This window comes from uncultured Albimonas sp., from assembly GCF_963977235.1.
In the GTDB taxonomy this organism is placed as follows: Bacteria; Pseudomonadota; Alphaproteobacteria; order Rhodobacterales; family Rhodobacteraceae; genus Albimonas.
Genome location: NZ_CAXBOD010000001.1, coordinates 364,584 through 376,907 on the forward strand (window position 1 = coordinate 364,584; position 12,324 = coordinate 376,907).

12 protein-coding genes are annotated in these 12,324 nt (G+C 72.3%); 9 read left to right on the plus strand and 3 right to left on the minus strand.

Annotated elements, in window-relative coordinates; all coding sequences use genetic code 11:
- Window positions 1–137 precede the first annotated feature (137 nt).
- Complete coding sequence (infC, locus tag AAC134_RS01720; RefSeq protein ID WP_339947439.1) at window positions 138–680, plus strand: translation initiation factor IF-3; 543 nt, start codon at window positions 138–140, stop codon at window positions 678–680.
- Between the two features lie 141 nt (window positions 681–821).
- Here the strand turns inward: infC and AAC134_RS01725 are convergent, their stop codons facing one another.
- The gene (locus AAC134_RS01725) at window positions 822–1,325 is read right to left on the minus strand and encodes an Lrp/AsnC family transcriptional regulator (protein ID WP_339947305.1); all 504 of its coding nucleotides are present in this window, start codon (window positions 1,323–1,325) and stop codon (window positions 822–824) included.
- Window positions 1,326–1,491: 166 nt separating this feature from the next.
- Here AAC134_RS01725 and AAC134_RS01730 point away from each other — a divergent pair, with 166 nt between their 5' ends.
- The 5 genes from AAC134_RS01730 to AAC134_RS01750 all read left to right on the plus strand — a co-directional run bounded on the left by AAC134_RS01730 (window position 1,492) and on the right by AAC134_RS01750 (window position 5,513).
- Window positions 1,492–2,499, plus strand: a complete 1,008-nt coding sequence (locus AAC134_RS01730) for an NADP-dependent oxidoreductase (protein WP_339947306.1) — start codon at window positions 1,492–1,494, stop codon at window positions 2,497–2,499.
- A 371-nt stretch (window positions 2,500–2,870) separates the two neighbouring features.
- On the plus strand, window positions 2,871–4,124 hold the full coding sequence (locus AAC134_RS01735) for an Hsp70 family protein (RefSeq protein ID WP_339947307.1): 1,254 nt from the start codon (window positions 2,871–2,873) through the stop codon (window positions 4,122–4,124).
- A gap of 239 nt (window positions 4,125–4,363) precedes the next feature.
- On the plus strand, window positions 4,364–4,675 hold the full coding sequence (locus AAC134_RS01740) for a hypothetical protein (RefSeq protein WP_339947308.1): 312 nt from the start codon (window positions 4,364–4,366) through the stop codon (window positions 4,673–4,675).
- Between the two features lie 179 nt (window positions 4,676–4,854).
- Window positions 4,855–4,986, plus strand: a complete 132-nt coding sequence (locus tag AAC134_RS01745) for a hypothetical protein (RefSeq protein ID WP_339947309.1) — start codon at window positions 4,855–4,857, stop codon at window positions 4,984–4,986.
- 296 nt (window positions 4,987–5,282) lie between these two features.
- On the plus strand, window positions 5,283–5,513 hold the full coding sequence (locus AAC134_RS01750; RefSeq protein ID WP_339947440.1) for an ABC transporter permease subunit: 231 nt from the start codon (window positions 5,283–5,285) through the stop codon (window positions 5,511–5,513).
- Window positions 5,514–5,899: 386 nt separating this feature from the next.
- Here AAC134_RS01750 and katG read toward each other — a convergent pair whose 3' ends face one another.
- On the minus strand, window positions 5,900–8,074 hold the full coding sequence (gene katG / locus AAC134_RS01755; protein ID WP_339947310.1) for a catalase/peroxidase HPI: 2,175 nt from the start codon (window positions 8,072–8,074) through the stop codon (window positions 5,900–5,902).
- 206 nt (window positions 8,075–8,280) lie between these two features.
- Between katG and AAC134_RS01760 the strand changes: the two genes are divergently transcribed.
- The 3 genes from AAC134_RS01760 (at window position 8,281) to AAC134_RS01770 (ending at window position 10,969) form a co-directional block, all read left to right on the plus strand.
- On the plus strand, window positions 8,281–9,216 hold the full coding sequence (locus tag AAC134_RS01760) for a LysR substrate-binding domain-containing protein (RefSeq protein ID WP_339947311.1): 936 nt from the start codon (window positions 8,281–8,283) through the stop codon (window positions 9,214–9,216).
- 78 nt (window positions 9,217–9,294) lie between these two features.
- Window positions 9,295–10,167, plus strand: a complete 873-nt coding sequence (locus AAC134_RS01765; RefSeq protein ID WP_339947312.1) for an acyl-CoA dehydrogenase — start codon at window positions 9,295–9,297, stop codon at window positions 10,165–10,167.
- Between the two features lie 4 nt (window positions 10,168–10,171).
- Window positions 10,172–10,969 carry a CoA ester lyase gene (locus AAC134_RS01770; RefSeq protein WP_339947313.1) on the plus strand — a complete coding sequence of 266 codons (798 nt, stop codon included), beginning with the start codon at window positions 10,172–10,174 and terminating at the stop codon, window positions 10,967–10,969.
- Between the two features lie 93 nt (window positions 10,970–11,062).
- Here the strand turns inward: AAC134_RS01770 and AAC134_RS01775 are convergent, their stop codons facing one another.
- Entirely contained in the window at window positions 11,063–12,298 is a 1,236-nt protein-coding gene (locus tag AAC134_RS01775) for an acetyl-CoA C-acetyltransferase (protein WP_339947314.1), read from the minus strand.
- Window positions 12,299–12,324: the final 26 nt, after the last annotated feature.

The window sequence follows — 12,324 nt, forward strand, 5'->3', positions numbered from 1 at the left end:
GAGAGAAGGCGGCGACGGGTGTTTCCGTGGGGTCGGCGTCTTGCGGAATCGCGCGTTTTCGCCCACATTCATCCAAAGCGAGCCTCCGTCACGGACGGCGCGCTTTTCGCGCTTAGGTTACAAAGGACACGAAGACCATAGCCCGTAGACCGCATCAGGCGCCGCCCACCCGCGACACCGGCCCCCGAGTTAACGACAAGATCCGTTGTCCCGAGATCCGCCTCATCGACCACGAGGGCGAGAATCGCGGCGTGCTGGATCCCCGCGATGCCATGCGCATGGCCGAAGAAGTCGGCCTGGACCTGGTCGAGATCTCGCCGAACGCCGCGCCGCCCGTGTGCAAGATCATGGACTTCGGCAAGTTCAAGTACGAACAGCAGAAGAAACAGAATGAGGCGCGGAAGAAGCAGCGCATCATCGAGATCAAGGAGGTCAAGTTCCGTCCTAACATCGATACGCACGACTACGATGTGAAGATGCGCAACGTGACCCGCTTCCTCGAGGATGGCGACAAGGTGAAGGTCACCCTGCGCTTCCGCGGCCGCGAGATGGCCCACCAGGACCTCGGCCGCGACGTGCTCGAGCGGATCGCCGCCGACACGGTCGAGCTGGGCAAGGTCGAGTCCATGCCCAAGATGGAAGGCCGCCAGATGATCATGGTGATCGGGCCGAAGCTCTGATCCCGGGATCCTGACGGACCTTCTGACGCTCTGAAGGGGCGCGCGCCGCAGGGTGCGCGCCCCTCGTCGTCTGGGGGCCTCGTGTTCGGGGCGCCGCAGGGCGCATTTCAATGCGCCATGCCCGGCCGCCCCCTGCGCGACTCAGTCCAGCGGCAGCGCCGTGGTCGAGCGCACCACCTTCAGCGAGAACGAGGACTGCATCTGCGCCACGCCGGGCAGCTGGGCCAGCGCCTCGCGGTGGATGCGGGCGAAATCCTCGGGGTCGCGCGCCGAGATCTTCAAGAGGTAATCGGCCGCGCCGGCCATCAGGTGACACTCCATCACGTCGGGAATCCGGGCGACGGCGGTCTCGAACGCGTCCAGCAGCTCGGTGGTCTGGCCCGAGAGCTTGATCTCGACGAAGACGGTCGATCGGCGGCCGGCGGCCTTGGGCTCGAGCAGGGCCGCGTAGCCGCGGATCACGCCCTCGGCCTCCAGCCGGGCCACGCGCCGGTGGCAGGCCGAGGGCGACAGGTGCACCCGCTCGGCCAGCTCGGAATTGGGCAGGCGGCCGTCCTCCTGCAGCACCGACAGGATCGCCAGGTCGATCGAATCGAGCGCCGCAGGGGCGTGGGGCGCGAGAGGCTTCGAGGGTCGGGTCCGCATGCGCGCGATCATTGCGCAGGCGGCGGGCGGACGCCATCCCCTGCGCGCCCTCCCTCGTGCGCGGGGCGCCGCCGCGGCGCGCTTGACTTGCGGGTCACCCTCGGGCGCCCTGCGCGGCGGAGAACATGCGCGGGGGCCCCACCCCGCGCCAGGGAGGAGAGCCGCCATGACCCGCACCCGCCAGGTCGTCATCCAGGAACTGCCGAAGGGGGCGCTCGACGCCTCGACCTTCGCGATGCGCGAGACGGATCTGCCGGCCCCCGCCGAGGGCGAGGCGCTGGTGAAGACCATCCTGATGTCGATCGACGCCGCCAACCGCGCCTGGATGCAGGGCGCCACGTATCGCGAGGCGGTGAAGGCCGGCGACGTGATGCACACCTACGCCATCGCCGAGGTGGTCGAGAGCGCCGATCCCGCGCTGGCGGCCGGCGACGTGGTGGCGGTCGAGTGCGGCTGGAGCGAATACGCGGTGGTCAAGGCGGGCAAGGCCGTGAAGCTGCCGGCGTTGCGGCCGTTGTCGAACCTGATGTCGGTCTTCGGGATCGCCGGCAAGACCGCCTATCACGGACTGGTCCACGTGGGCCGGCCGGCGGCGGGGGAGACGGTGCTGGTCTCGGCGGCCGCGGGCTCGGTGGGGATGTATGTCGGCCAGATCGCCAAGGCGCTGGGCTGCCGGGCGGTGGGCATCGCCGGCGGGGCGGAAAAATGCGCCTGGGTGGTCGAGGAACTGGGCTTCGACGCCTGCGTCGACTACCGCGATCCGGGGTTCTTCAAGGCGCTGAAGGCGGCCTGCCCGGACGGGGTGGACGTCTATTTCGACAACGTCGGCGGCACGGTGCTGGAGACGGCGCTGTTCCTGATGAACCTCAAGGGCCGGGTGGTGTGCTGCGGGGCCGTCTCGCAATACAACGAGACCGCGCCGACGGGGCCGCGCAACCTGCCGGGCCTGGTGGTGGTCAAGCGGCTGCGGATGGAGGGGTTCATCGTCATGGACTTCGCCGACCGGGACGCCGAGGCGAACGAGAAGCTGGCCGGCTGGGTGCAGTCGGGCGAGCTGAAGGTGGCCGAGGATGTGGTCGAGGGGCTCGAGAACGCCCCCGCCGCCCTGATCGGCCTGCTGAAGGGCGAGAACCGCGGCAAGCGCATGGTCCGCGTGGCGCCCGACCCGGCCTGAGGCGGCGAGGCTCGAGCTGGGGGCGGCCCGGGGGGGCGCCGCGTCGGCTGGCGCGCCCGGCCTGTCGGTTCCGCCCGCGGCGCGTTGCGGGCGGGGGCGCCCGGTCCCGCCGGCGCCGGCGCCGGAGGTTGGGAGGCCTCCGGCCGCGGCGCCCGGCCCTCCGCCTGCCGGCGTCGCGCGACGCCCGTCGCGGGAGACGGCGCCCAGAAGGCGCCTCGCCCGAACCGCGCCGCGGGCGGGACCGTGGCACGGGCGCGAGGCCCGACGCGGCGCTCTTCTCCGCGCCGGCAGGCGCCGAATCGTTGCCGTCGGGCGAGGGATCGGATAGCCGCGCGGTCCCGCCGCGATCGCCCGACCGACAGGAGCTCCCGATGTCCGCCAGCCCCCTCGCCCTCGACTTCGGAACCTCCAACTCGGCCGCCGCGATCCTGGAGGGCGACACGCCCCGCCGCCTGCCCGTCGAGGGCGCCTCGGACACGCTGCCCACGGCGGTGTTCTTTCCCCTCGAGGGCCCCATGCGCATCGGCGCCGCCGCGGCCGAGGCGCTGATCGAGGGCGACGAGGGCCGCTACATGCGCGCCCTGAAAAGCGTGCTGGGAACCGCCGTGTTCCACGAACAGCGCCTGCTCGGCGGGCGCCGGCGCACGCTGGCCGATGTGGTCGCGGCCTTCCTCGCCGAGGTGAAGGCGCGGGCCGAGGCCGCCTCCGGCCGGCGCTTCGACACAGCCCTCTCGGGCCGCCCGGTGCGCTTTCACGCCGACCCCGCGCGCGACGCGCGGGCCGAGGCGGATCTGCGCGCCTGCTACCTCGCCGCCGGTTTCGAGGACGTCGCCTTCATGTTCGAGCCGGAGGCCGCCGCGCTCGCCGCCCACGGGCTGGGGCGGGCCGGCGAGGTCGGGCTGGTGGTCGACATCGGCGGCGGCACCTCGGATTTCTCGGCCTTCCGGGTCGAGGCGGGCCAGGTGGCGATCCTCGCCTCCCACGGCGTGCGGCTGGGGGGCACCGACTTCGACCACGCCGTCTCGATGACCCACGCGATGCCGCTGCTGGGCCTGCACGGAGAGCTGCGTGAGCCGATGAGCGGCGCGCTGCGCCCGGTCCCCAACGCCACCTATGTCGAGCTGTCCACCTGGGCCACGATCCCCTTCCTCTACACCCGCGAGACCGAGCGCCTGGTCGAGGGCATGGCCAAGGAGGCCGTCGACGCCGCCGCGATGACCCGCCTCGCGCGGGTGATCCGCGACCAGCGCGGCCATGAGCTCGCCTTCGCGGTCGAGGCCGGCAAGATCGCGGCCAACGGCGGCGCGGCCGGCGCCGCGATCGACATGGCCTGCGTCGAGCGGGCTCTGCGCGCGCCGATCTCTCCGGCCTCGCTCGACGCCGCGCTGCGCGGTTTCCGCGGCGACCTGCGCGCGGCGATGGACGAGACGCTGCGCCGCGCAGGCGTGGCGGCCGAGGGGATCGGCTCGGTGATCCTGGTCGGCGGCTCCTCGCTGATGGGGCTGGTCGCCGAGGAGGCGGCCGCGGCCTGCCCGAAGGCGCGGATCGAGCGGTCGGACGCCTTCGGCTCGATCGTCGACGGGCTGGCGCTGGCCGCCGCCTCGCCGGCCGCGCGGGCGGCCTGACCCGAGCCCCGGGCGCGGAGGGTCAGGATCCCGCTGGCCGGCGCCCCCCCTCCCCGGCCCGTCATCCCCCCCGCGAGACGCCCGGAGGGATCGAGATGCCCGCGGAGCCCATCGGCCGCCGCATCCTGGCCGCCTGTGACGACACAGCCTGAGGCGAGCGGCGGCTGGCGGCCCTTTTGCTCTTGGACCTCGGCGCCCTCCGCCACGAGGCCGCCGGGTCGCTGGCCGAGCGGGCGGGCGTGTCCAAGGCCACCGCCGCGCGGCTGTCCCGGCGGCTGGACGATGTCGGCATCGCCCACGCCGCGGTGGTGCTGCGCAGCCGGGCGCACGGGCCGACGACTGTCGACTCGATGACCGCCACGGTCGGCCTGCCGAACCGCCTCTGCGCCACGCTGGCCGGGCGGATCGGTGGTCCGGCTGCCGACGGCCTCCGCGCCATCGAGGAGATTCACGCCGAGTGGGCGGTTCATCGGAGGCTGTGGGCTGAGCCGACCAGGTTCCCCAGGCGAGTCGTTGGCCGCGCGCTGCACGGCAAGGCGAGTCGCTTGTGAAGATGAAACCGCCAGAAACGAGAATATTCTGGCTGCCTGCGCAAATCCCCTTGGGCTTTCGCCACCAGATGTTCGGCGCGGGGGCGAGAGCGAGGCCATGATGTCATCGAAGGCCGGTCAGCGGGGGAGCCCTGTCCGCCGCCCTGACCGAAGGGGGCGCGGCGCAGGCCGCCGAGCTGGTGTGGGCGCGCCTCGGGGACGCGGAGTCGCTGGACCCGGATCGGGCGACTTCGACCCTCTCGATGTCGGTCTGGGACCAGATCCACGACACGCTGCTGGCCTTCGGCATGGAGGGCGCCCCCGGGCCCTGACATGGCCGAAAGCCGGGGGGTCTCGGACGACGGGCTGACCTGCACGTTCCAGCTGGCCGAGGGGGGGTCACCTGCCATGACGTGTTCTGGCACTTTACGGGCTCGCGCCCGCCAGGCGGCCGCCTGCGCCACCGATCCGCAGATGTCCATCGAGATCATCTGCGGCGCGCTGATCACCCGCGAATGGTGTCCTGTCGCGCGCGGCGTCTTCGGCAACGACCGGGAGTTCTGCGAGCGGCACGGCTGTCCCTGCGACCCCGACAGCCTCCGCCAGCTGTGGCGCAATCCCGGCGCCCATCGTCGCCGCGATGGGCCTGCGGGTCGCCTGGCGGATGGGCGGGGCCGTCGGGGTCGAGAACGTCTCCGCCTGGAACGGGGGCGGGCGCCTCGCCATCGAGGCGGTGTTCGCCTGCGACGATCCCCTGATCCAGGGCTTCATCCTGTTCTTCGCGACCGTCGTGGCGCTGGCCGCGCTGATCGCGGACGTCGCCTGCGCCTTCCTCGATCCCCGGATCCGGTGCTCCTGATCGCGCTTGGGGGATTTTCTCGACGCGGTGCGGGAGTTCGCGCCGGGCTGCAACGTCGTCCCGCTGGTCGGTCGCCACGTGCTGCGGGCCCTCGACGCTGCCGAACATGACGATCGCCTGCGTCCGGCCGAGGGGATCGCGGGCGTCCGGGTCAACGGGGTGCTGGCCTGGGCCGGGGGCGCGGCGGGGCTCGAGCCGGTTTGGCGTCGCCGAGGGGAGGGCGAGGCCTCGCACGCGACGCCCGGGGCGCGGCGCCGGGAGGCCCCGGGGCAAGCCCGGGGCGCGCCTGGGGCCGAAACCGGAACGACCGCGCCCAGGGGCGCGGTCGAGTGGCGCGGTCGAGGGGCGGCCCGCCGCGCGGGCGGGCCGAAGCGGCGAGGGCCGGATCAGGCCAGGTCGAAGCGATCCGCGTTCATCACCTTGGTCCAGGCGGCCACGAAGTCCTTCACGAACTTGGGACCGGCGTCGTCCTGGGCGTAGACCTCGGCATAGGCGCGCAGGATCGAGTTCGAGCCGAACACCAGATCGGCGCGGGTGGCCGTGAACTTCGTCTGCCCGTCGCGACGGTCGACGATGGCGTAGAGCCCCTCGCCCGTCGGCTTCCAGCTGTAGACCATGTCCGTGAGCGTCACGAAGAAGTCGTTGGTCAGCGCGCCGGGACGGCTGGTGAACACCCCGTGCGCGGCGCCGCCGTGGTTCGCGCCCATCGCCCGCATGCCGCCGACCAGCACCACCATCTCGGGCGCCGTGAGGCCCATCAGCTGGGCGCGGTCGAGCATCATCTCCTCGGGCGAGACGACGTAGTCCTGCTTGAGCCAGTTGCGGAACCCGTCGGCCAGCGGCTCGAGCGGCTCGAAGGACTCGGCGTCGGTCATCTCGTCGGTCGCGTCGCCGCGGCCGGGGGAGAAGGGAACCGTGACCTCGACGCCCGCGGCCCTGGCCGCCTGCTCGACGCCCACATTGCCCGCCAGCACGATGATGTCGGCCAGCGAGGCGCCGACCTGGGCCGCGACGCCCTCGAGCAGGCCCAGAACCTTGGCCAGGCGCGCGGGCTCGTTGCCCGCCCAGTCCTTCTGCGGGGCGAGGCGGATGCGCGCGCCGTTGGCGCCGCCCCGCATGTCCGAGCCGCGGTAGGTGCGCGCGCTGTCCCAGGCGGTGGCGACCAGCTCGGCCGTGGTCAGGCCGGTTGCGGCGATCTTCGCCTTGGCCCCCTCGACGTCCCAGCCGGTGGGGCCTGCGGGGATCGGGTCCTGCCAGATCAGGTCTTCGGCGGGCACGTCGGGGCCGATGTAGCGGACCTTGGGGCCCATGTCGCGGTGGGTCAGCTTGAACCAGGCGCGGGCGAAGGTCTCGGAGAAGTACACGGGATCGGCGCGGAACTTCTGGCAGATCGCGTTGTAGACCGGGTCGACCTTCATCGCCATGTCGGCGTCGGTCATCATCGGCATGCAGCGGATCGAGGGGTCCTCGACGTCCACCGGCATGTCCTCTTCGGCGATCGAGACCGGCTTCCACTGGTTGGCGCCGGCGGGGGACTTGGTCAGCTCCCACTCGTGATCGAACAGCATGTCGAACCAGCCCATGTCCCACTGGGTGGGATGGGTGGTCCAGGCGCCCTCGATGCCCGAGACGACCTGGTCGCGGCCGATGCCGCGGCCCTTGGTGTTCATCCAGCCGATGCCCTGATACTCGGGGCCGGCGGCCTCGGGCTCGGGGCTCAGGTCGGCGGCGTTGCCGTTGCCGTGGGACTTGCCGATGGTGTGGCCGCCGGCGGTCAGGGCCGCGGTCTCCTCATCGTTCATCGCCATGCGGGCGAAGGTCTCGCGCACCTGGGCGGCGGTGGCCATCGGGTCGGACCGGCCGTTCACGCCCTCGGGGTTCACGTAGATCAGGCCCATCTGCACGGCGGCGAGCGGGTTCTCCATCGTCTCGGGCTGGGAGACGTCCTTGTAGCGCGCGTCGGAGGGGGCCAGCCACTCCTTCTCGGCGCCCCAGTAGGTGTCCTTCTCGGGGGACCAGATGTCCTCGCGCCCGAAGGCGAAGCCGAAGGTCTTCAGGCCGGCGACCTCATAGGCGATGGTGCCCGACAGGATCATCAGGTCGGCCCAGGAGATCTTGTTGCCGTACTTCTTCTTGATCGGCCACAGCAGGCGGCGGCCCTTGTCGGTGTTGACGTTGTCGGGCCAGGAGTTCAGCGGCGCGAAGCGCTGGTTGCCGGTGCCGCCGCCGCCGCGCCCGTCGGCCAGGCGGTAGGAGCCGGCCGCGTGCCACGCCACGCGGGCGAACATGCCGACGTAGGAGCCCCAGTCGGCCGGCCACCAGTCCTGGCTCTCGGTCATCAGGGCGCGCAGGTCGGCCTTCAGCGCCTCAACGTCGAGGGTCTTGACCTCTTCGCGGTAGTCGAAGTCGGGGCCCATCGGGTTCGACTTCGCGTCATGCTGGTGGAGGATGTCCAGGTTCAGCGCATTGGGCCACCAGTCGGTCACCGTCTGGCCCATGACGGTCAGCCCGCCGTGCATCACCGGGCACTTGCCCGCCGGATTGATGTCGTTGCCGTCCATGGGGAGGTCTCTCCTAAGTTTCCGCGCCCGCGTCTCGGCGCAGCGTCCCTGGGCGCGCGGGCCGCGCGGCCCGGGCGGCGCCGCCTCCGCAGAGGAGGGGCGCCCGGCCGGCCGCCGCGAATCCGCGCAAGATCCGCAGCGCCCTTCTAGCACTTTTTAGAATTAGTAAAATTGCGAAATTTCAATCGCGGTGATAGGTTTCGGTTATGGCAAGCGTGACCATCCGGCAGCTGCGATACTTCGAGGCGCTGGCCCGCCTGCGCCATTTCGGCCGGGCGGCGGAGGCCTGCGCCATCTCGCAGCCCGCGCTCTCGGTGCAGATGAAGGAGCTGGAGGCGCTGCTGGGCGCCCCCCTGGTCGAGCGCGGCCCGCGCGAGATCCGGCTGACCCGTCTGGGCGAGGCGCTGGCCCCCCGCGCCCGCGAGGTGCTGCGCGCGGTGGAGGAGATCGAGGATCTCGCGCGCGCCTCGCAGCGCCCCTTCGTCGGGCGGCTGGGGCTGGGGGTGATCCCCACCGTCGCCCCCTACCTGCTGCCGGCGCTGATGAAGGACCTGGCCGAGACCTGGCCGGAGCTGGAGATCCGACCGCGGGAAACCGTGACCCGGACCCTGGTGCGCGATCTGCTGGATGGGCGGCTGGATGCGGCGATCGTGGCGCTGCCGATCTCGGAGCCCGCGCTCGCCGAGACGCCGCTGTTCCAGGAGGAATTCGTGCTGGTGCGCCCGCAGGCCGACGCCGGTCGCCCGGCGCCCAGCGCCGAGTCCCTGCGCGAGATGCGCCTGCTGCTGCTCGAGGAGGGGCACTGCTTTCGCGACCAGGCGCTGAGCTTCTGCGGCCTGGGCGCGGCGCCGCCCCGCGACCTGATGGAGGGCAGCACGCTCGCCACCCTCGTGCAGATGGTGGCGGTGGGCATCGGCGTGACCCTGATCCCCGAGATGGCGGTGCGGGTCGAGACGGCCTCGGCCCCGGTCTCTGTGGCGCGGCTGTCGCCGCCGCGGCCGAAGCGCACCATCGGCATGGTCTGGCGGCGCAGCTCGCCGCTGGCCGATCAGCTCGAGCGGATCGCCCAGCAGGTGCGCGGCTGCCCCCGGCCGCAGGCGACGACGCCGCGCGCGGCGGGACTGTCCCGCGAGGCCGGTTAAGGATAGGCAGGGCCTCGGCCCCGCCTGCCGGCAGGTCGGGGCCGAAGCATCGGCGGCAACAGAGAAACGAGGCACGGGATGGCAACGGCAGGAACCGCGCAGGACCCCGCGGCGGCGATCGGGCGGACGGAGACGCGCGCAGAGGCGATCGCCCCGGCCAGCGTCGCCGCCATGGCCGCCACGCTCGACATCGCCACGCCCCCGGCCGAGGGCGAGGCGCTGCCTCCGGGCTGGCAGTGGCTGTTCTTCAACGGGGCCGCGCGCCGCTCGGACATCGGCCATGACGGGCACCCCAGGCTGGGCGGCTTCCTGCCCGACACCGGCCTGCCGCGGCGGATGTGGGCGGGCAGCCGCATCGCCTACCTCGCCCCCCTGCCGGTGGGCGCGATGGCCGAGCGCGAGAGCGAGATCCTCGACGTCTCGGAGAAATCCGGCCGCTCGGGCCGGCTGTGCTTCGTCACCGTGCGCCACCGCTATTCGGCGGGCGGGACGCTGTGCATCGAGGAGGAGCAGGACATCGTCTACCGCGCCCCGCCCGAGCCCGGCGCCCCGGCCCCCAAGCCCGCCCCCGCGCCCGAGGGGGCCGAGCACTCCGAGGCGGTGACCCCCGACCCGGTGCTGCTGTTCCGCTATTCGGCGATCACCTTCAACGGGCACCGGATCCACTACGACCGCCCCTATGCGACGCAGGAGGAAGGCTATCGCGACCTGGTGTTTCACGGGCCTCTGACCGCCACGCTCTTGCAGGCGCTGGCCCAGGGCCTGCGTCCCGACCAGCGGCTGGCGGGGTTCGAGTTCCGCGGCATGTCGCCGATCTTCGTCGACCGGCCCTTCCAGCTCGAGGCCGCGAAGGGCGAGACGCCCGAGACCATGGCGCTGTGGGCCCGCGGACCGGAGGGGGAGCTGTGCATGAAGGCCTCCGCCCGGTTCGAAGCCCGGATCGGAGGCTGAGGCGATGACCGATCCCCGCAGCTACCTGTTCGTCCCCGGCCTGCGCCCGGACCGTTTCGCCAAGGCCGCCGCGGCGGGCGCCGACGCGATCATCCTCGATCTCGAGGACGCCGTCGGCCCCGACCAGAAGGACGAGGCGCGGGCCCATGTCTCGAGCTGGCTGGCCGACGGCGGCGCCGGGCTGGTGCGGATCAACGGCGAGGGCACGCCGTGGTTCGAGGATGACCTCGCGATGCTGTCGTACGCCTCCGAGGCGCGGGTGATGGTCCCCAAGGCCGAGCCCTCGGCGCTGGCCGCCGTGGCGGCGCGGCTGCCCGGGCGCCCGCTTCTGGCGCTGGTCGAGACGGCCGCGGGCCTCGCGTCCCTGCGCGAGGCGGCGCGGATGCCCGGCGTGGCGCGGCTGGCCTTCGGGAACCTCGATTTCTCGGCCGACATGGGGATGGACCCGCCCGATCCGGCGCTGGACCCCGCGCGGTTCGAGATCGTGCTCGCCTCGCGCCTCGCGGGCCTGCCGCCGCCGGTGGACGGGGTGCGGGTCGAGCTCGAGGACTCCGACGGGCTGAGCGCCGACGTGCTGCGGGTGCGCGCCCTGGGCTTCGGGGGCAAGCTGTGCATCCACCCCGCGCAGGTGGGGCCGGTGAACACGGGCTTCTCGCCCTCGGAGGCCGAGCTCGCCTGGGCCGCCCGGATCGAGACCGCCATGGCCGAGGCCGCCGGCGCCGCGGTGCGCGTCGACGGCAAGATGGTCGACAAGCCGCTGCTGGAGAAGGCGCGTCGGATTCTGGCCAACGCGCCCGGCTGAGGTCGGGTCAACAGGCGGGCGAAACGAAGAACGCGGCGCCCGAGGGGCGCCGCGTTCGCGGTTCCGGCGGGGCCCGGAGGGGCCCCGGCGGCGTCAGATCCGCTCGATGATCAGGGCGGGGGCCATGCCGCCGGCGGCGCACATGGTGACCAGGCCCCGCTTCTTGTCCTGACGCTCCAGCTCGTCGATCAGGGTGCCGATCAGGATCGCGCCGGTGCAGCCGATGGGATGGCCCAGCGCGATCGAGCCGCCGCAGACGTTGACCTTGTCGCGGTCGAGCTTCAGGTCGCGGATGAACTTCTCGGCGACCACGGCGAAGGCCTCGTTGACCTCCCACAGGTCGATGTCGTCGGGCGTCAGGCCGGCCCGCTCCAGCGCCTTGCGGGCGGCGGGGACGGGGGCGTTGAGCATTAGCTCGGGGCTGTCGCCGGCGTTCACCGCGTGGGTGATCTTGGCGCGGGGCTTCCAGCCGTTCTGCTCGCAGGCCTCCTTGGAGGCGACCAGGATCGCCGCGGCGCCGTCCACGACGCCCGACGAGTTGCCGGCGTGGTGGATGTGGTTGATCTTCAGGTCGGGATAGGCCCGGTGGATCAGCTCGCCATGGGTGACGCCGCTGTCGTCGAGCGGGAAGTCCATCATCGCCTCGAACGAGGGCTTCAGCTGGGCCAGCGTCTCGAGCGTGGTCTGCGGTCGCGGGAACTCCTCATGGTCCAGCGCCAGCGTGCCGTCGGCCTTGTAGACCTTGATCAGGGACTTGTCGAAGCGCCCCTCCTCGATGGCCTTGGCGGCGCGCTTCTGGGATTCGACGGCCAGCTCCTCGGTGTCGCGGCGGGAGATGCCCTCGAGCGTGGCGATGGCGTCGGCGCAGACGCCCTGGGCGACCTGCGGGTGGACGTCGCGCAGGCGCATGTTGCCGCCGTCGAGCCCGACCTTGCGGCGACCCTCGGGCGAGAAGGAGAAGGACATCATCTCGCAGCCGCCGGCGATGACCACGTCCTGCCAGCCGGCCATCACGGTCGAGGCGCCGAGCGCCGCGACAGTCAGGCCCGAGCCGCAGAAGCGATCCAGCGTCACGCCCGAGGCGCGCACGTCGTAGCCGGCGTCGAGCGCCGACATCCGGCCGAGGTCGCCGCCCTGGCTGCCGGTCTGGTTCGAGGTGCCCCAGACGATGTCGTCGACCTTGGAGGTGTCGATGTTGTTGCGCTCGCGCAGCGCCGACAGGACCGCGGCGCCCAGGTGCTGGGGATGCATGTCGGCCAGCGCGCCCTTGCCGACCTTGCCGATGCCGCGCGGGGTGCGGCAGTGGTCCACGATATAGGCCTCGGCCATGACGTATCCTCTCCTCATCGGTTCCG